At 73.5% G+C, this 18,633-nt stretch carries 17 protein-coding genes; 9 read left to right on the top strand and 8 right to left on the bottom strand.

Annotation, left to right across the window (positions count from 1 at the left end):
* Nucleotides 1–104 precede the first annotated feature (104 nt).
* Complete coding sequence (locus tag EV284_RS26835; protein ID WP_130338576.1) at nucleotides 105–1,496, top strand: cystathionine beta-synthase; 1,392 nt, start codon at nucleotides 105–107, stop codon at nucleotides 1,494–1,496.
* A 319-nt stretch (nucleotides 1,497–1,815) separates the two neighbouring features.
* On the opposite strand, the gene EV284_RS26830 is transcribed toward EV284_RS26835, so the two are convergent.
* On the bottom strand, nucleotides 1,816–2,466 hold the full coding sequence (locus EV284_RS26830; protein WP_130338574.1) for a LysE family translocator: 651 nt from the start codon (nucleotides 2,464–2,466) through the stop codon (nucleotides 1,816–1,818).
* 114 nt (nucleotides 2,467–2,580) lie between these two features.
* On the opposite strand from EV284_RS26830, the gene EV284_RS26825 reads away from it, so the two are divergent.
* Nucleotides 2,581–3,918 (top strand): PLP-dependent aminotransferase family protein, encoded by a 1,338-nt coding sequence (locus EV284_RS26825; protein WP_130338572.1) that lies wholly within the window; start codon nucleotides 2,581–2,583, stop codon nucleotides 3,916–3,918.
* Nucleotides 3,919–4,065: 147 nt separating this feature from the next.
* Nucleotides 4,066–4,908 (top strand): MurR/RpiR family transcriptional regulator, encoded by an 843-nt coding sequence (locus EV284_RS26820; protein WP_130338570.1) that lies wholly within the window; start codon nucleotides 4,066–4,068, stop codon nucleotides 4,906–4,908.
* Nucleotides 4,909–5,026: 118 nt separating this feature from the next.
* Here the strand turns inward: EV284_RS26820 and EV284_RS26815 are convergent, their stop codons facing one another.
* From EV284_RS26815 to EV284_RS26795, 5 genes are all read right to left on the bottom strand, one after another.
* Entirely contained in the window at nucleotides 5,027–5,398 is a 372-nt protein-coding gene (locus tag EV284_RS26815; RefSeq protein WP_130338568.1) for a hypothetical protein, read from the bottom strand.
* 23 nt (nucleotides 5,399–5,421) lie between these two features.
* Nucleotides 5,422–5,922 carry a roadblock/LC7 domain-containing protein gene (locus EV284_RS26810; RefSeq protein ID WP_130338566.1) on the bottom strand — a complete coding sequence of 167 codons (501 nt, stop codon included), beginning with the start codon at nucleotides 5,920–5,922 and terminating at the stop codon, nucleotides 5,422–5,424.
* Nucleotides 5,923–5,953: 31 nt separating this feature from the next.
* Nucleotides 5,954–6,784, bottom strand: a complete 831-nt coding sequence (locus EV284_RS26805; protein WP_130338564.1) for a transcriptional regulator — start codon at nucleotides 6,782–6,784, stop codon at nucleotides 5,954–5,956.
* Nucleotides 6,781–7,170: a hypothetical protein gene (locus EV284_RS26800; protein ID WP_078858580.1), complete on the bottom strand. Its 390-nt coding sequence runs from the start codon at nucleotides 7,168–7,170 to the stop codon at nucleotides 6,781–6,783. The genes EV284_RS26805 and EV284_RS26800 overlap by 4 nt, the downstream gene beginning before the upstream one ends.
* A 196-nt stretch (nucleotides 7,171–7,366) precedes the next feature.
* The gene (locus EV284_RS26795) at nucleotides 7,367–8,767 is read right to left on the bottom strand and encodes a diaminopimelate decarboxylase (protein ID WP_130338562.1); all 1,401 of its coding nucleotides are present in this window, start codon (nucleotides 8,765–8,767) and stop codon (nucleotides 7,367–7,369) included.
* A gap of 146 nt (nucleotides 8,768–8,913) precedes the next feature.
* On the opposite strand from EV284_RS26795, the gene hutU reads away from it, so the two are divergent.
* From hutU to hutI, 4 genes are read left to right on the top strand one after another with little or no spacing between them, the layout of a single operon-like run.
* Nucleotides 8,914–10,578 carry a urocanate hydratase gene (gene hutU, locus EV284_RS26790; RefSeq protein ID WP_130338560.1) on the top strand — a complete coding sequence of 555 codons (1,665 nt, stop codon included), beginning with the start codon at nucleotides 8,914–8,916 and terminating at the stop codon, nucleotides 10,576–10,578.
* Between the two features lie 59 nt (nucleotides 10,579–10,637).
* Nucleotides 10,638–11,840: an allantoate amidohydrolase gene (locus EV284_RS26785; RefSeq protein WP_130338558.1), complete on the top strand. Its 1,203-nt coding sequence runs from the start codon at nucleotides 10,638–10,640 to the stop codon at nucleotides 11,838–11,840.
* On the top strand, nucleotides 11,837–13,174 hold the full coding sequence (locus EV284_RS26780; RefSeq protein ID WP_130338556.1) for a formimidoylglutamate deiminase: 1,338 nt from the start codon (nucleotides 11,837–11,839) through the stop codon (nucleotides 13,172–13,174). The genes EV284_RS26785 and EV284_RS26780 overlap by 4 nt, the downstream gene beginning before the upstream one ends.
* A 47-nt stretch (nucleotides 13,175–13,221) precedes the next feature.
* Entirely contained in the window at nucleotides 13,222–14,397 is a 1,176-nt protein-coding gene (gene hutI, locus EV284_RS26775; protein ID WP_130338554.1) for an imidazolonepropionase, read from the top strand.
* Between the two features lie 37 nt (nucleotides 14,398–14,434).
* Here the strand turns inward: hutI and EV284_RS26770 are convergent, their stop codons facing one another.
* Nucleotides 14,435–15,973: an RICIN domain-containing protein gene (locus EV284_RS26770; protein WP_130338552.1), complete on the bottom strand. Its 1,539-nt coding sequence runs from the start codon at nucleotides 15,971–15,973 to the stop codon at nucleotides 14,435–14,437.
* A 226-nt stretch (nucleotides 15,974–16,199) separates the two neighbouring features.
* Nucleotides 16,200–17,096: an RNA polymerase sigma factor SigF gene (locus tag EV284_RS26765; RefSeq protein WP_130338550.1), complete on the bottom strand. Its 897-nt coding sequence runs from the start codon at nucleotides 17,094–17,096 to the stop codon at nucleotides 16,200–16,202.
* A 245-nt stretch (nucleotides 17,097–17,341) separates the two neighbouring features.
* On the opposite strand from EV284_RS26765, the gene EV284_RS26760 reads away from it, so the two are divergent.
* Together EV284_RS26760 and EV284_RS26755 are read left to right on the top strand one after the other, a co-directional pair.
* Nucleotides 17,342–17,719 carry an STAS domain-containing protein gene (locus tag EV284_RS26760; RefSeq protein WP_030814352.1) on the top strand — a complete coding sequence of 126 codons (378 nt, stop codon included), beginning with the start codon at nucleotides 17,342–17,344 and terminating at the stop codon, nucleotides 17,717–17,719.
* Nucleotides 17,720–18,009: 290 nt separating this feature from the next.
* Nucleotides 18,010–18,570: an ATP-binding protein gene (locus EV284_RS26755; RefSeq protein ID WP_130338548.1), complete on the top strand. Its 561-nt coding sequence runs from the start codon at nucleotides 18,010–18,012 to the stop codon at nucleotides 18,568–18,570.
* Nucleotides 18,571–18,633 lie beyond the last annotated feature (63 nt).

Raw genomic sequence — 18,633 nt, 5'->3', positions numbered from 1 at the left:
CCAATCTCCACACTGAGTGAAGGCCCGTCCGCATCTCCTCCCGCTGGCCGTAGGCTGGCACAACCACGACGACCACAGATTTTTGCAAGCAACCGGAGACAACGGTGCATTTCCACGACTCGATGATCAGCCTCGTCGGCAACACCCCGCTGGTGAGGCTCAACAACGTGACCGAGGGCATCCAGGCCACCGTCCTGGCCAAGGTGGAGTACTTCAACCCCGGCGGTTCCGTGAAGGACCGCATCGCGCTGCGCATGATCGAGGCGGCCGAGGCGAGCGGGGAGCTGAAGCCCGGGGGCACGATCGTCGAGCCGACCAGCGGCAACACCGGTGTCGGGCTCGCCATCGTGGCGCAGCAGAAGGGGTACAAGTGCATCTTCGTGTGCCCCGACAAGGTCAGCATGGACAAGATCAACGTGCTGCGCGCGTACGGCGCCGAGGTCGTGGTCTGCCCCACCGCGGTGGACCCCGAGCACCCGGACTCGTACTACAACGTGTCCGACCGGCTGGTCCGTGAGACGCCGGGCGCGTGGAAGCCGGACCAGTACTCCAACCCGAACAACCCCGCCTCGCACTATCACTCGACCGGCCCCGAGCTGTGGGAGCAGACGGAGGGGAAGATCACCCACTTCGTGGCGGGCGTCGGCACCGGCGGCACCATCTCCGGCACCGGCAACTACCTGAAGGACGCCAGCGGCGGCAAGGTCAAGGTCATCGGCGCCGACCCGGAGGGCTCCGTCTACTCCGGCGGCTCGGGCCGCCCGTACCTGATCGAGGGCGTCGGCGAGGACTTCTGGCCGACCGCCTACGACCCGAACGTCGCCGACGGCATCGTGCCGGTCTCCGACAAGGACGCCTTCCAGATGACCCGCCGCCTCGCCAAGGAGGAGGGCCTGCTGGTCGGCGGCTCCTGCGGCATGGCGGTCGTCGCCGCGCTGCGCGTCGCCGAGGACCTCGGCCCGGACGACGTGGTCGTCGTCCTGCTCCCGGACAGCGGCCGCGGCTACCTGTCGAAGATCTTCAACGACGAGTGGATGGCCGACTACGGCTTCCTGGAGGACGAGGGCCCCAGCGCCCGGGTCGCCGACGTGCTCAAGGACAAGGCCGGCGGTGTCATCCCGTCCCTGGTCCACATGCACCCGGAGGAAACGGTCGGCCAGGCCATCGAGGTCCTGCGCGAGTACGGCGTCTCGCAGATGCCGGTCGTGAAGCCGGGCGCCGGTCACCCGGACGTGATGGCCGCCGAGGTCGTCGGCTCGGTCGTGGAGCGCGAGCTGCTGGACGCGCTGTTCTCCCAGCGGGCCTCGCTCGGCGACCCCCTGGAGAAGCACATGTCGGCCCCGCTGCCCCAGGTCGGCTCCGGCGAGCCGGTGGGCGACCTGATGTCGGTGCTCGGCGCGGCCGACGCGGCGATCGTCCTGGTCGAGGGCAAGCCCACCGGTGTCGTCAGCCGCCAGGACCTGCTGTCCTTCCTGGCCAAGGGCGGGCTGCACTAGCGCGTTTGACCGGGCCGTGGTCCAAGCGGCACGAGCGTGTCACGTGCGCGCAGCACGTGCTTAACACGGGCCCGGCACAGTAGTGGGCGTCGGCAAGGGTGATGGGGGTACCTCCCAGGCATTAAGCACTGGGGGAGGCTCCCCGCCCGTGCCGGCGCCGAACGGCGCCCAGGAACCTCCGGAGCGGCTCCCGGACCTCCCACGGCGCCTCGGACGCGCACGGGCCTGACCCGACCCGCGTCCTTCGCGGGGACCGCCGTCGTCCCGCCCCCCTTCACCGGGGGTGCGGCGGTCCCCGCGAAAGTCTTTCCACGGGGCCTCAGCTCGCGGCGCTCGGCCCCGAGGTGTCCATCGCCAGGGTGACGGCCAGCGCCCCCAGCACCGTCCCCATCGCGTACCGCTGGAACCTCAGCCAGGAGGGGCGGCGGGACAGGAACGCGGCGATCGTGCCGGCGGCCAGGACGATGGCGAGGTTGACCGCCACGCTCACCGCGATCTGGCAGGTGCCCAGGAGGATGCCCTGGGTGAGGACGTGGCCTCGGTCCAGGGCCACGAACTGGGGGATCAGGGACAGGTACATGATGGCGATCTTCGGGTTGAGGAGGTTCGTCATCAGGCCCATCGTGAAGAGGCGGCGCGGGGAGTCCGGGGGCACCTCGCGCGGGGCGAAGACGGGGACGCCGCCCGGCCGGAGCGCCGACCAGGCCAGGTAGGCGAGGTATCCCGCGCCGGCCAGCTTCACCGCGACGTACAGCTCCGGCACCGCGAGGAAGAGCACCGAGAGGCCGAGGTTGGCCGCCAGCAGGTAGGCCACGAAGCCGAGGGCGACGCCGCCGAGCGAGACGAGCCCGGCGCGTCTGCCCTGGGTGATGCTGCGGGAGACCAGGTAGATCATGTTCGGTCCCGGCGTGAGGACCATCCCGAGGGCCACCACCGTCACTCCGAGGGCCGCGCTGGGCTCGATGAGCATGGGAAATCCCCCCGTTGGGTGCCTGAGCGGTATTGCCCCGAGGTTATGAACCCTCAACTCTCGGTGCAATAGCCGCTATTGTTCTCGGGGCAATGTCGTGGGAGGGGGCGCGGAGTGAGTGACTACCGGAGCGTGGCCGACGCGGTGGCCGAGGAGATCCGCGGCGGGGCCCTCCGCCCCGGTGACCGGCTGCCCCCGCAGCGCGCGTTCGCCCGGCGGCACGGCATCGCGGACTCCACCGCCACCCGCGTCTACCGCGAGCTCGCCCGCCGCGGCCTCACCGTCGGCGAGGTCGGCCGGGGCACCTACGTCCGCGCCGGAGCCGGGACCGCCGCCCCCGCCCTCACCGAACCGGCCACCGCCCGGGTCGACCTCGAGCTGAACCACTCCACCCTCCCCGGCCACGCCGCCCTCCTCGCCGAGGGCCTCGCCCCGCTCACCCGCCCCGACATCCTCGGTGACGCCCTGCGCCCGGTCGGCGCCGCCGGCACTCCCGCCGCCCGTGAAGCCGCCGCCGGCCTGCTGGCCCGAGGCGGCTGGCGTCCCGACCCCGGCCAGGTGCTGTTCGCCGGGAACGGCCGCCAGGCCGTCTCCGCCGCCGTGGCCGCCCTGGTCCCGCCCGGCGGCCGGCTCGGCGTGGAGGAGCTGACCTACCCCGTCATCCGCACCATCGCCGCCCGGCTCGGCGTCACCCTCGTACCGCTCGCCATGGACGACGAGGGGCTTCTCCCCGGCGCCGTCGAGCAGGCTCACCGGCGCGCCCCGCTGCACGCCGTCTACACGCAGCCGACCCTGCACAACCCGCTCTCGCTCACCGCTCCGCCCGCCCGGCTGGCCGCGCTCGCCGAGGTGCTGACCCGGCTGGACCTGCCCGTGGTCGAGGACGCCGTCTGGGGCTTCCTGCGCGATGAACTCCCGCCCTTCGCCGCCCTGTTGCCCCAGCGGACCGTGCTCGTCGACAGCCTCTCCAAGCGTGTCGCCCCCGGCCTCACCCTCGGCTTCCTCGTCACACCCTCCGCCCGCACCGACGCCCTGGCCACCTCGCTGCGCTCCGGCGGCTGGACCCCGGCGCGCTTCGCCCTCGAGGCCATGCGCCGCTGGCAGGGCGACGGCACCGCCGACCGGCTCGCGGCGGACAAGCGCCGGGACGCGGCCCAGCGGCAGGCGGCCAGGGTCCGGCGGCTCGACGGGTTCGACGTGCGCGGGGACGCGGCCGCCTACCACTGCTGGTGGCGGCTGCCCGAGGGCTGGCGCGCGGACACCTTCGTCGCCGCCGCCGCGCGCCACGGCATCGCCGTCGCTCCGGCCGCCGCCTTCGCCGTACGCCGTGACAGTGCCCCGCACGCGGTCCGGCTCGCCCTCGCCTCCCCGCCCGCCGACGTGCTCGGCCGCGCCCTGGACACTCTGGCCGGTATCGCCCGGTCGGCGCCGGAGGATCTGCCGGCCGACTGACGGGCCGCCCGCCGCGCTGTATAAAGGTATGCAAGAGGTATCGCGCCTGAATAGGTGGCGGTGCCCGACCCCGCCCCGGCGCTGTACCCTCCGTACTTTCCGCGCGGGGGCGTCCCGGTCCCGACGACATCTGGAGGGGAGCGCGGCATGAGCGCGAGCGACAGCCCTGCGAACCGGTTGCAGGCGCTCTTCGAGGGGCACCGGCTCACGCCCACCCAGCGCCGGATCGCGCACAGCATGGTGCGCCGCGCCGCCGACGTGCCGTTCCTGTCCAGCGTGGAGCTGGCCGAGCTGGCCGGGGTCAGCCAGCCCTCCGTCACCCGGTTCGCGGTCGCCCTCGGCTTCGACGGCTACCCGGCGCTCCGCCGCCATCTGCGCGAGGTCGTACCCGCCGAACCGGCCGCGGAGAACGGCGCGTTCAACGAGTACCAGCAGGCGGTCGAGGCCGAGATCGAGAACCTGCGCCACCTCGCCGAGCTCCTCGCCGACCCGGCCCCGGTCGAGCGCGCGGGGCGGGTCCTGGCCGCGTCCCGCCCGCTTCCGGTGCTGGGTCTGCGTGCCGCCGCGCCGCAGGCGTTCGGCTTCGCCTACTTCGCCGCCAAGGTCCACCCCGACGTCCGGCTGCTCGACGAGGGCGGCTCGATGGTGCAGGACCGCATCGACACCGCCGTACGGGCCGGGGCGTCCGCGCTGCTCTGCTTCGCCCTGCCCCGGCACCCGCGCGAGGTGCTGGACACCCTCGCGTACGCCAGGGAGGCCGGGCTGACGATCGTCACGGTGGCCGACTCCGCGTTCGCGCCGGTCGCCAAGTACTCCGACCTGCTGCTGCCCGCCGCCGTCGGCACCGGGCTCGCCTTCGACACCGCGTGCGCGCCGATGCTGCTGGGCCGGGTCCTGCTGGAGGCGCTGTGCGACGGGCTGCCGGACGCGCAGGCCCGGCTGGAGGAGTTCGACGCGCGGGCCTCGGCCCGAGGGCTCTTCGTGGAGTGACCGGCCGGCGCGCTCCCACGGCTCGTCGCAGGTGCCTCGTCGGCCTGGCGCGCGAGCACCGCACACGGTGGCGCGGGCCCCGTCGGGGCCCGCCGCCGTGCCTCGGTGCCGGCGCGGTTCAGACCTCCAGGTCCTGCTCGATGCGCTTCAACTGGTGCCGGGCCATGGCCAGGTTGGCCCGGCCGTCCAGCACCAGGTAGAGGAACAGGCCGTTGCCGCCCCGCCCCTTGAGCAGCCGGATCAGGTGGTACTGGTCGTTCAGCGTGATCAGGATGTCCTCGATCTCGGCGTTGAGCCCCAGGTGCTCCATGGTGCGCATCTTGGCGCGGATCACGTCGGTGTTGCCCGCGGCGGCGACGTTCAGGTCGAACGTCTTGCTCCCGCCCAGCGTGCCCAGCGCCATGCCGCTGGTGTAGTCGACGAGCGCGACGCCGCTGGCACCCTCGATGGAGGTGAGCGCCTCTTTCAGTGCCGTTTCGGTGTTCGCCATGGTTCTGCTGTCCTTTCGGAGGTTCAACTCTCGGTTGCGGTAGGTGTTTCGGTGGCCGTGGCCCGCGGGGTGCGGGTCGCGGCGCGGGTACGGGCGGGCGCGGGCCGGGCGGGCCGCGCCGGCGCGTGGCGCCGCGCCTCGGCCTCGGCCGCGTCGAGCAGCTCCCCGACGCGGGCGCCGGCCCGGCGGCCCTCCAGGTGCAGCCGCCCCACGTTGACCCGGTCCTGCGCGAGCAGCGTCAGTACGGCGGTGCGCCCCGCCGCGTAGGTCGCGACATAGCCGCGCTCGCCGCGCACCAGCAGCTCCCGGAAGCCGCCGTTGCCGGTGGCGTCGGCGAGCCGGACGGCGACGCCCAGCGAGGCGGCGGTGAGCGCCGCGAGCCCGTCGGGATCGATACCGGGCGTGTCGTGGGCGACGACCAGGCCGTCCACGCCCGCCGCCAGGGCGCCGGTGAGCTGGGGTACGCGGGTGCGCAGCCGCCGCAGCTCGTCCACGACGGCGGCCAGGTCCGATTCGGGCAGCATCAGCTCTCTCCTCTCGGCGGGCGGTTGCCGTTCAAAGCGCCTCCAGCGCATTCCTGAGCCTCTTCAGCAGCGCGATGTCGGGGTCGGTGACGGTGAGCGGGGCGGGCGGGTGGAACCCCGCGGGCGGCGGGTCCGGCGCGGTCGGCACGGGCACCGGCGCCAGCAGCCCGTCCGCGGTGAGCCGCCGTACGTCCACCAGGGTGTGGAACGCCTGGCGTCCCAGGTCGTGGGCGATCCGCAGCGCGGTACGGACCCCGTCCACCCGCTCCAGCACCGCCCGGCGGCGGGGCGGGACCGGGGCGGCGCCCGTCGGGTCGGCCCGGATCAACGGGGCGCTGTCGGCGGCCGGGTCGGGCCAGAGCCGGTGCAGCAGCAGGCGCCGGCGCAGCGTCTCCCGCTCCAGCGCCACCACCGGCACCGAGGGCAGCGGGCCGAGCCTGGGCGCGCCGTCGTAGCGGAACCGGCCCGGGGTGCTGCTCGGCGCGAGGGCGAAGTACCCGGCGTCGTACAGCGCGTCCAGGTGGCACAGCTCCAGCGCGCCCTCCGGGAGCAGCCCGGCGTCGAGCAGCAGCCGGGCGGCGTCCGCGGGGCTCGCGGAGTGCTCGGTGGCGCGCTGCCAGGCGGTCGCCGCGAGGGTGCCATGGGCCGTGAGGAGCACGCCGAGGCCGGGGGCGAGCGGGCTCTCGGCGTGCACCACTTGGCCCTGGGCCAGGTAGAGCGTGCCGTGCTCGCGGACGAGGACGCCGGTGGCCTCCTCCTCCGCCAGCCGTCTGAGCATCGGGGACAGGGCGCCCGCCGTCACGTCGCGCTGGTCGCTCCGGTCCCGTACGGGCAGCGGCGGGGGTATGTCCACCACGGTCATCCCAGCACCAGCCGGTCGGCCATCTCGCCGAGCCTGATCCGGGCGAGCGCGAGATTGCCCTCCGCGCGGCCCACCCACAGATGGAGGAAGACGCTGCTGTCGAAGGACGTGTCCACGAACCGCAGCAGGTGGTAGCTGTCGTGGTTGCTGACGATCACGTCCTCGACCGGCGGCCGCCCGTCCTCGCTCTCCCCGGCCGAGAAGGCACCGTGTTCGGCTGCCAGCCGGGCCAGTTCGGCGGCCTCGGCGGCCGTGGTCTCGTGGTCACCGCCGGGCGCCTCGCCGACCGTCCCGAGGGCCAGTCCGCTGGTCCAGTCCACCAGCGCCGCCCCCCGGGCGCCGGGCAGCCGCATGGCTTCCAGTAAGCATTCGTCGATTCCGGGCACCGTGGGCTCCCCTCCCCGCCTGGGACTCCGGCTCAGTGACACTGACACTACGCAACGTGTGCGTGGCGGGTGAGGGCTTTGGCATTTTCCGTTGGAACGTGCGTCCGGCGTACTAGTGTGGGCCGATTGGCCTGCGTTGCGCGGAAGTCGGTCCCTTTGTCCGCGCGCTCTTTGTCCTCCGGGCGGACTTCCCGCGTCAACGGCTCCCGGGCGCGTCCAGGGTGGTGAGCGCGTCCGCGTGCGCCCCTCCGGACTCGGCCACGATCTCCGCCACCGTCTGCGGCTCGCGCACCACCGCGAACTCCACGCCCCCGGCACCGTCCGGCACGAAGCCGTAAACGCCCGGCCGGGCGAGGGAGTTGTACGAGTAGTGGTGGGCGAAGTAGTAGGCGCCCGTGTCCAGGACCGCCGCCAGATCGCCCTGCTCCAGCGCGGGCAGCGCGCGTCCCTCGGCGAGCAGGTCCCCGGAGAAGCAGGCCGGCCCCGCCACGTCCTGCACCACCTCCGGCCCGGACCTGGGCCGGCCCTCGGCGTCGTACGCGGCGACCCGCAGCGGCCACTGCGCCGGGGCGTACACCGTCCGCGCGGCCACCTGAACGCCCGCGTGCGTCACCGCGATCCGCCGGCCGCCCGCGCTCTTGGCGTACTCCACCCGCGCCAGCACGGTGCCGTGCTTGGCCAGCAGCGACCGCCCGAACTCGGTCACCAGGCCGTACCGCCCGTCGAACAGCCCCGGTACCTCGGCGGCCAGCAGCCGGGCGTAGTCCGCGTACGTCGGCGCGGTCGCCTCGGACGTGAAGTCGACCGGCAACCCGCCGCCGATGTCCAGGGTGTCGATCTGGCGCCGCCCGGCCCGCTCGTTGACCTCCTCCGCCAGCGCGTACGCCTCCGCCACGCCGCGCGCCATCAGCGGCAGCGGGATGCCCTGCGAGCCGGTGTGGGCGTGCAGCCGGGTCAGCCACGGCCGCTCCAGATACGCCCGCACCACCCACTCCCTGGCCCCCTCGTCCAGCATCGCCACCCCGAACTTCGAGGTCGGGGTGGCCGTGGAGGTCGCCCCGATGGTCCCGCCGCCGACCTGCGGGTTGACCCGGATGCCGAGCGGGGACCGGGTGGACCCGGCCGCCACCAGGGCGTCGATACGGGCCAGCTCCTGCGGGTTGTCCGCGTTGACGGCGACCCCCAGCGCCAGCGCCTCGCGCAGCTCGCCGGGCGTCTTGGCGGGGGAGTCGAGCACGGTCCGCGAGGCGGGCACCCCGGCCGCGCGGGCGAGGGCCAGCTCGCCGGGGCTCGCCGCCTCGGCGCCCAGACCGGCCGCGTGCAGCAGGCTCAGCACCGGCACCAGGGGGGCCGCCTTCACCGCGAAGGCGTGCAGCACCGGGGTGCCCGGCGCCACCACCGCGTCGAACGCCGCGCGCAGGGCGGCCGCCGACTCCCGGATGCCCGCCACGTCCAGCAGCGCGACCAGCGGCGCGTCGGGGCCGAGCAGCTCGCCGGTCACGGCGCCCCGCACGGCGGCGTCCCGCCGGGCGACACGCGCGGCGGCCTCCCGCTCCCTCGCGTCGGTGCCGTCCTGCTCCACGGTCTCCTGTGCCACGGTGTGCCCTCGTCCCTCTCGCTCGCCCCCGTTCACGGTTCCAGCCAAACATTCCCGACGCGCGGGCGATGGCACCCGGTACCTATTGACTAGCTCTATTCACGACTGGACTATGTGAATAGAGACAGCAACAGGAGGAGCACACGATGTCGGGACCCCGCCCCGTACGAGCACCGCGCGGCACCGGACTGAGCACCTTGGGCTGGCAGCAGGAAGCCGCCCTCCGGATGCTCCAGAACAACCTCGACCCCGAGGTCGCCGAGCACCCCGACAAGCTCGTCGTCTACGGCGGCACCGGCAAGGCGGCCCGCGACTGGCGCTCCTTCGACGCCATGGTGCGCACGCTGCGGACGCTGAAGCAGGACGAGACGATGCTCGTCCAGTCCGGCCGCCCGGTCGGCGTCATGCAGACCCACGAGTGGGCGCCGCGCGTCCTCATCGCCAACTCCAACCTGGTCGGCGACTGGGCCAACTGGGAGGAGTTCCGCCGCCTGGAGGCCCTCGGCCTCACCATGTACGGCCAGATGACCGCCGGCTCCTGGATCTACATCGGCACCCAGGGCATCCTCCAGGGCACCTACGAGACCTTCGCCGCCGTCGCCGCGAAGAAGTTCGGCGGCACCCTGGCCGGCACCATCACCCTGACCGCCGGACTCGGCGGCATGGGCGGCGCCCAGCCGCTCGCCGTCACCATGAACGACGGCGTGGCCATCTGCGTCGACGTCGACCCGCGCGCCATCGAGCGCCGCATCGAGCACAAGTACCTCGATGTGCGGGCCGACAGCCTGGAGCACGCCCTCCAGCTCGCCACCGAGGCCCGCGACGCCCGCCGCCCGCTGTCCATCGGCGTCCTCGGCAACGCGGCCGAAGTGGTTCCGCAGCTCCTCGCCATGGGCGCCCCCATCGACATCGTCACCGACCAGACCTCCGCGCACGACCCGCTGGCCTACCTCCCGGCCGGCGTCGACTTCGAGGACATGGCCGACGCCGCCGCGAAGGACCCGGCCGGGTTCACCACCCGCGCCCGCGAGTCCATGGCCCGGCACGTCGAGGCGATGGTCGGCTTCATGGACGCGGGCGCCGAGGTCTTCGACTACGGCAACTCCATCCGCGGCGAGGCCCAGCTCGCGGGCTACGACCGCGCGTTCGCCTTCCCCGGCTTCGTCCCCGCCTACATCCGCCCGCTGTTCTGCGAGGGCAAGGGCCCCTTCCGCTGGGCCGCGCTCTCCGGCGACCCGGCCGACATCGCCAAGACCGACCGGGCGCTGCTGGAGCTGTTCCCGGAGAACGAGTCCCTCGCGCGCTGGATCAAGATGGCCGGCGAGCGGGTGCACTTCCAGGGGCTTCCGGCCCGGATCTGCTGGCTCGGGTACGGGGAGCGTGACAAGGCGGGCGAGCGGTTCAACGACATGGTCGCGAGCGGTGAGCTCGCCGCCCCGCTGGCCATCGGGCGGGACCACCTCGACTGCGGGTCCGTCGCGTCGCCCTACCGCGAGACCGAGGCGATGCTGGACGGGTCCGACGCGATCGCCGACTGGCCGTTGCTGAACGCCATGGTGAACGTGGCTTCCGGGGCCTCCTGGGTCTCCATCCACCACGGAGGCGGTGTGGGGATGGGCCGGTCCATCCACGCCGGCCAGGTCAGTGTGGCGGACGGGACCGCGCTGGCGGGGGAGAAGATCCGGCGGGTGCTGACCAACGACCCCGGTATGGGTGTCATCCGGCACGTGGACGCGGGGTACGACATCGCGGAGTCCGTCGCAGAGGAGCGGGACGTCCGGGTGCCCATGCGCGAGGGTGGCGACGCGTGAGGCACGGCTCCGCGACGGGGGCGGAGGGGGCCTCCCCCCGTGCGGCTTCCTTCCAGGAGATGTGGGCCGAGCTCCTTCCCCTCGGGCGCAGCTCCGCCTCCGGGGGCTACCGGCGGCACGCGTGGACCTCCGCCGACGCCGAGTGCCGGGCCTGGTTCCAGGAGCAGGCCGAGGCGCGCGGGCTCGCCTTCGAGGTGGACCGGAACGGGAACCAGTGGGCCTGGCTCGGTGACCCCGCCGAAGGGGACGCCGTCGTCACCGGGTCGCATCTCGACTCCGTGCCCGACGGTGGTGCCTTCGACGGTCCTCTGGGAGTCGTGTCCGCCTTCGCCGCGCTGGACGAACTCCGGCTCAGGAACGCCACCTTCGACCGGCCCCTCGGGATCGTGAACTTCGGGGACGAGGAAGGGGCCCGGTTCGGGCTGGCCTGTGTGGGGTCGCGGCTGGCCGCCGGGCAGCTCACCGCCGAGCAGGCGCGTCTGCTGACCGACGGGGACGGCATCACCCTGCCCAAGGCGATGGCGGCCGCCGGATACGACCCGGACGCCATCGGCGCCGACCCCGAACGCCTCGCCCGTATCGGCGCGTTCGTCGAGCTGCATGTCGAACAGGGCCGCGCGCTTGACCTGTCCGGCGACCAGGTCGGCATCGCCAGCTCCATCTGGCCGCACGGGCGCTGGCGCTTCGACTTCCGGGGCGAGGCCAACCACGCCGGCACCACCCGGCTCGCGGACCGGCGCGACCCGATGCCGACGTACGCCGAGACCGTGCTGGCCGCCCGCCGGGAGGCCGAACTCGCCGGAGCCGTGGCCACGTTCGGCAAGATCTCCGTGGAACCCAACGGGGTCAACGCCATCCCCTCCCTGGTGCGGGGCTGGCTGGACTCCCGCGCCCCCGGCCAGGAGGCGCTGGACACGGTCCTCGACGGGATCACGCGGGCCGCGCGGGAGTACGCCGACGCCCACGGCATCGACCTGGACGTGGTCCGGGAGTCCTTCACCCCGGTGGTGGAGTTCGACCACGCCCTGCGCGACGAGCTGGGCCGCCTGCTGGGCCGGGACACCGGGCTGACGGTGCCCGTGCTGGGCACCGGCGCCGGACACGACGCCGGGATTCTCTCCGGGACCGTGCCGACCGCCATGCTGTTCGTGCGCAACCCCACCGGTGTCTCGCACTCCCCGGCCGAGTCCGCGACCGAGGACGACTGCGTGGCCGGGGTGCGCGCCCTCGCCGACGTACTGGAAGGACTGACCCGCAGGTGACCCAGGGAACCTACTGGCTGGAGCACGCCTGGCTCGGCGGCTATGTCGAGCCGGGGGTGCTCGTCGAGGTCGCGGACGGCCGTGTCACCGCCGTCCGCACCGGCACACCCGCCCCGCCGTCCGGCGCCGAGATCCTGCGCGGCCTCACCCTGCCCGGTCTCGCCAACGCGCACAGCCACGCCTTCCACCGGGCCCTGCGCGGCACGGTCCAGGTCGGTTCCGGGACCTTCTGGACCTGGCGCGAGGTGATGTACTCCGTGGCCGACCGGCTGACCCCGGACACCTACCACGCCCTCGCCCGCGCGGTGTACGCCGAGATGGCCCTCGCCGGGATCACCTGCGTGGGGGAGTTCCACTACCTCCACCACGCCCCCGGCGGCACGCCCTACGCCGATCCCAACGCCATGGGCGAGGCACTGATCGCGGCCGCCGCCGAGGCCGGCATCCGCATCACCCTCCTCGACACCGCGTACCTCTCGGCCGGTTTCGGCCGGCCTCCGGACCACCATCAGCTCCGCTTCTCCGACGGCACCGCGGACGCCTGGGCCGAACGCTGTTCCGTTCTCAAGGAACGGGAGCACGCCCGGATCGGCGCGGCCGTCCACTCCGTACGAGCCGTGCCCGCCGCCCAGTTGGCGACCGTGGCGGGCTGGGCCCAGGAGCGGCGGGCCCCGCTGCACGTCCACCTCTCCGAGCAGACCGCCGAGAACGACGCCTGCCTCGCCGCGCACGGCGTCACCCCGGCCCGGCTGCTCGCCGACCACGGCGTGCTCGGGCCGCGCACCACCGGTGTGCACAACACCCATCTGACCGGCGAGGACATCACCCTGCTCGGCGGCTCGGGCACCGGCACCTGCATGTGCCCCACCACCGAACGCGACCTGGCCGACGGCATCGGGCCCGCCGTCGCCCTGCAGAGCGCGGGCTCCCCGCTCTCCCTCGGCTCCGACAGCCACGCCGTCGTCGACCTGCTCGAAGAGGCGCGCGCGATGGAGCTGGACGAGCGGCTGCGCACCCGCACCCGCGGCCACTGGACCGCGGCCGCGCTGCTGCGCGCCGCCACCGAGGACGGCCACGCGGCGCTCGGCTGGCAGGAGGCGGGCGCCATCGAGCCAGGGCGCCTGGCCGACTTCACGACCATCGCCCTCGACTCGGTCAGGACGGCCGGACCACCGCCCCGGCTCGGCGCCGAGACAGCCGTATTCGCGGCGAGCGCGGCGGACGTCCGGCACACGGTCGTGGGCGGCCGCCAGGTCGTACGGGACGGGGCGCACACGCGTGTGCCCGATGTGCCCTCGGCCCTCGCCGACGCGATCGGCGCCCTGCGCGACTGACCCCCACCGGCACCCCCACCGGCACGACTGAGGACACCGAGCACACCATGAGCAGCAGCACCGCCATCACCAACATCGCCACGCTGGTCACCAACGACCCCTCCCTCGGTGACAATTCCCCTCTCGGGCTCATCCGGGACGCGGCCCTGGTCATCGACGGCGAACGCGTCGTGTGGGCCGGTGAGTCGAGCAAAGCACCCGCCACCGACAACCACCTCGACGCCGGTGGAAAAGCGGTCCTGCCGGGCTTCGTGGACTCCCACTCGCACCTGGTCTTCGCCGGGGACCGCACCGACGAGTTCAACGCGCGCATGTCCGGCCGCGCCTACAGCGCCGGTGGCATCCGCACCACGGTCGCCGCCACCCGCGCCGCCTCGGACGCGGAGCTGGAGGCCGGTCTCGTCCGCCACCTGGCCGAGGCGCTCCGCCAGGGCACCACCACGATGGAGACCAAGTCCGGCTACGGCCTCACCGTCGAGGACGAGTCCCGCGCCCTGCGCCTCGCGGCCGCCCACACCGACGAGGTGACCTACCTCGGCGCCCACATCGTCGCCCCCGAACTGGCCGAGGACCCGGCCGCGTACGTCGCCCTGGTGACCGGGGAGATGCTGGACGCCTGCGCCCCGCACGCCCGTTGGATCGACGTGTTCTGCGAGAAGGGCGCCTTCGACGCCGACCAGGCCCGCGCCGTCCTCACGGCCGGCCGAGCCAAGGGCCTGCACCCGCGCATCCACGCCAACCAGCTCTCGTACGGCCCGGGCGTGCAGCTGGCCGTCGAGCTGGACGCGGCCAGCGCCGACCACTGCACCCATCTCACGGACGCCGACGTGGACGCCCTGGCCGCCGGCAACACGGTCGCCACACTGCTGCCCGGCGCCGAGTTCTCCACCCGCGCCAAGTGGCCCGACGCGCGCCGGCTGCTGGACGCGGGGGTCACGGTGGCGCTCTCCACGGACTGCAACCCCGGCTCCTCGTACACCTCGTCCGTGCCGTTCTGCGTGGCGCTGGCGGTGCGGGACATGGGGATGACCCCGGACGAGGCCGTGTGGGCCGCCACGGCGGGCGGGGCCGCGGCCCTGCGCCGCACCGACATCGGCCGGCTCGGCCCCGGCGCCCGCGCCGACCTGGTCCTCCTGGACGCGCCCAGCCACGTCCACCTGGCCTACCGGCCCGGCGTCCCGCTGGTCGGCGAGGTGTGGCGGAGCGGCGTCCGGGTGGCCTGACCGGCCCGGTGCCTTTTGCGCGCCGGCCCCGTCCCCGTCAGCGGGCCCCCGCCCGCCACCGCTGCTCCCGCCCGCCGTCCAGGGGCCGCAGCTCCACGCCGCCACCGCCGTCGGGTACCACGGCCGTCTCGATGGCGATGCCGGGCCGGACGGTGCCGTCGGGGTCGACCGTGAAGCGGAGGTTCCGGCCGTTGCGGCCCTCGACCGAGTCGCAGGTCCAGATGCCCACCCCCCGGTCGACGTCGCCCCGGCTGTCCAGGCAGAAGTCGGAGTCGGCGGCCGAGCGGACGACCCCCAGGTCGCTGTCGACGCTCCAGCGCTGGGCGGGCGAGGACGTGCAGGGGGCGGTGATGACGTCGGTGCCCTTGTCGAAGTCGCCGCCGCGTACGCCCAGACACGTGCCGGTGGCCAGATTCACCACCTGGGCATAGGCGGCGCCCGGTGGCCGTGGCGGCGGCGGGGGCGTGGGGGAGGGACGGGGTTCGCGGTGGGTCGGCCGGGGTGCCGGACGGTGTGAGGTCCTGCTCGGGGAAGGGGACTTGGCTGTGCGGGACGGCGTGGGGGAGGCGGTGGGCGAGGGGGAGAACGTCGTCGTGACCGTCACCCGCGGGGGCGCCGGGGCCGCCACCGGCTGCCCGGGGGAGTCGTCGGTGCGCAGGAGCAGGAACGCCACGAGCGGGACGAGGACCGCGCCCAGGGCCACCGCGGCCGGCAGATGGCGCCGCCGGGGCGGCCGGTTCCGGCGCGGGGCGGGCCCCTCGGTCGCCGCGGCCGGTGCGGGACCGCCTCGGTGCGCGTATGCCGTGCCGCCCCAGGGGAGCAGCCCCTCCGCGAGGGCCTGCCGGGGGGTGTCCCGCAGCGCGCTCAGGTCCTCGAACGCGGCGGTGCAGCAAGGACATCGGGCCTTGTGCGCGTCCAGGTCGACGCTGCGGCGGGGCGTCTCCGGGCGTACCGCCTCCTCGATCAGCCGGCGGAAGTCGGCGCAGCGCGGGTCGTCGGACGCGGCCAGCCGGTGGCGCAGACACGCCCGGGCCAGCGCCTGGAGGGCTTGCGGGGTGCCGTGGGCGACATCGGCGGGGCCGAGACCGAGGTAGGCGGCGGTCCGCTCCTGGGGCTCCTCCTCCAGGACGCCGTACCAGACGAGGCCCTGGTCGCGGGATGGCAGCGACTGGAACGCCGGGAGCAGAGGAGGGATCGGACTCCCTTGCTCGGCAACGGAGTTGAGCACCAGCAGCAGGCTGGGGTCGAGGCCCGCCGCCCGTTCGTCGCGGGCCCAGGAGGCCGCCGCCCGGCCCGCCAGGAGGAGCAGGTGGTGGCGCAGCGGCACGTTCGGCTCGATACCGCGCGCGGTGTCCCGGGCGGCCTCGGTGAGGACCTCGCCCGCCAGCCTGCGGGCGGTGGACTCGCCGGTGGTGCACAGGCGGGCGTAGGCGAGTACCGCCGGCTGGTGGCGCCGGCGCAATTCCTGGAGCGCCGGGTACGCCGTCGTGGTGGGGGTGCGCAGCAGTTCGGTGAGCCGCGCGTCCGGCGCGTTGCCGACGTCCTCGTCCGGCTCGGCCTGGTCGCCCTGAGCCATGCGCGCCCTCCGTCCCCTGGGGTTCCGACATACCCGTCGGTCGGGTGGCCCATGGTGCTGGAGGGGTGCGGTCCGGGAAAGGGGTTACTTCAGGTAACCCATAACGGTTCGCGCACCGGCGGCGCGGACCCGCGTGCCGGCGGCACGGAAGAGGCGGCCCGGCATCGTCAGCCGGGCCGCCTCACGCGTACGGGAAAGCAGGTCCGCCTTCCGGCGGCGCCCACCCTCACTCGTCCAGCGTCAGTCCCTTGCGCAGCCGCGTCAACGTCCGCGACAGCAGGCGGGAGACGTGCATCTGGGAGATGCCCAGCTCCTCGCCGATCTCGGACTGGGTCAGACCCGCCACGAACCGCAGGGAGAGGATCTTCCGGTCGCGCGGCGCCAGTTCGGCGATGAGGGGCTTCAGCGACTCGACGTACTCGATGCCTTCGAGCCCGTGGTCCTCGTACCCGATCCGGTCCGCGAGCGCGCCCTCGGAGTCGTCCTCGGCGGGCTGTGCGTCCAGGGAGGAGGCGGTGTAGGCGTTCGAGGCGGCCATGCCCTCGACGACCTCCTCGTGGGAGAGGCCGAGGCGCTCGGCCAGTTCCGCGACGGTGGGGGCGCGGTCCAGTCGCTGGGCCAGCTCGTCCCCGGCCTTGGCCAGGTCCAGCCGCAGCTCCTGCAGGCGGCGCGGGACGCGCACGGACCACGAGGTGTCACGGAAGAAGCGCTTGATCTCGCCGATGATGGTCGGCATGGCGAAGGTCGGGAACTCGACCCCGCGTGACATCTCGAAGCGGTCGATCGCCTTGATCAGGCCGACCGTGCCGACCTGGACGATGTCCTCCATCGGCTCGCTGCGGGAACGGAACCGCGAGGCGGCGAACTTCACCAGCGCCAGGTTCAGTTCGACGAGGGTGTTGCGGACGTACGAGTACTCGTACGTGCCCTCCTCCAGCGACTCCAGGCGCTCGAAGAGCGTCTTGGACAGGGCTCGCGCGTCCACCGGGCCGACCTCGTCGAAGGGCGGGATCTCGGGGAGCCCCGCCAGGGGGTCGAGAGGGTCGATGGTGTGGTCCAGCATTTCCGGTGGGGGTGTCGACGTCGCTTTGTGGGTAGGCGATCCGTCGAGCCGGGCTGACATGGGTGTCCTCCATCGTTCTCGGCATATGGCTGCCGAAGCCGATACGTGCACTGCGGTGTGCGGCGCCTCCGAAGCCGGCGTGTAGGGATGTGTGCCGTACTAGCCCTACCTGCTTCGGCGAGATGGTCGCAAGTGGCATTTGCGGCTATATGCCCGTTTTAGAGGGGTTGTTCGGGTGTCGAAGTGTGGCTGGAAGGCGTAATGTTCGGGGGCATCAGCAGCCAAGACCTCGGGAGAGAGACGGCATGGACCACGGGACGGTCGGCAGCGCACAGTCGGGCCGGCTTCTGGTGGAGGTGCGGGAAGAGGGTTCCAGCGCCGTAGTGACGCCGGCGGGTGAACTCGATCACCACACCGCCGATCTACTGCGCGAGCCGCTCGACGACCTCCTCGAGAAGGGCTTCACACGACTTGTCGTGGACTGCTCACGACTGGAGTTCTGCGACTCGACAGGACTGAACGTGCTGCTGGGGGCGCGCCTCAAGGCGGACGCCGCCGGCGGTGGCGTGCACCTCGCGGGCATGCTGCCCGTAGTCGCGCGCGTGTTCGAGATCACGGGAGCCGAGGCGGTCTTCACCGTCCACGATTCCGTGGAAGCCGCCCTGGCGGGCGAGACCGGCTGACTCCTCCCGCGGACCCCCTCCGGCCGTCGCTTTCGGGTGCCGGGTGAATGAGGGGGTGTTCCGGGGGATCAGTCGGGCAGGAGACATCTGAAACCTTTTGGCGGCCCCGCCGCCGAACCCGCTCCGGGAACCGGAGAGGTGGTCCGGCGCGACGTATGAGACGAGGGGCGGACGCCGAAGGTGACGGAGGCAGCACGCGGACACCGGACGGACGGTGAACCGGCCGTCCGGGACCGAACGGAGTCGGACTTGTGAATCGTGTACTGGTGGATCGGTGAGGTGAAGCGCTGATGAGCACCACCCGGCCCTACTCGCCGGGCGACGGTGGCCCGGAGCCGAGCGGCGCTTCCGGCATGCCCGAGGAGGGCGCGACGGCGTCCGGGGCGGCCTTGAGTGCCGCCCTGCCCGTCGCGCCCTCTGGGGCCGCGCCGGAGGCGAGGGGGCGGCAGGTCCGCAGACTCGGCCTGGACGGAGAGAGCGGGGTGGTCCCGCTCGCCCGTGACTTCACTCGCCAGGCGCTCTACGAGTGGGGCTGGCTCCCCGCTTCGGGCGCCGAGCAGCGGGCCGCCGCCGAGGACGTGCTCCTCGTCGTCTCGGAGCTGGTCACCAACGCCTGTCTGCACGCCGACGGACCGGACGAACTGGTCCTGTCCTGCGACCGCAAGGTGATCCGTCTGGAGATCACCGACCGCGGCGCCGGCCAGCCCGCCCCCCGGACCCCGCACCAGGCCGGCCGCCCCGGCGGCCACGGCATGTTCATCGTGCAGCGCCTGAGCCTGGACTGGGGCGTCGTACGCACCCCCGACGGCTCCGGCAAGACGGTCTGGGCGGAACTGGCCGCCCCCGCCTGAGCGACGACACGCCGTACGGCTTGCCTCCAAGATCGACTTCCCCATAACGTCCTCGGTGCCCGC

Source organism: Streptomyces sp. BK022 (assembly GCF_004217355.1).
Lineage (GTDB): Bacteria > Actinomycetota > Actinomycetes > Streptomycetales > Streptomycetaceae > Streptomyces > Streptomyces griseoluteus.
The sequence above is the reverse complement of the archived record's forward strand: the minus strand, read 5'-3'. Positions and strand labels throughout refer to the sequence as shown.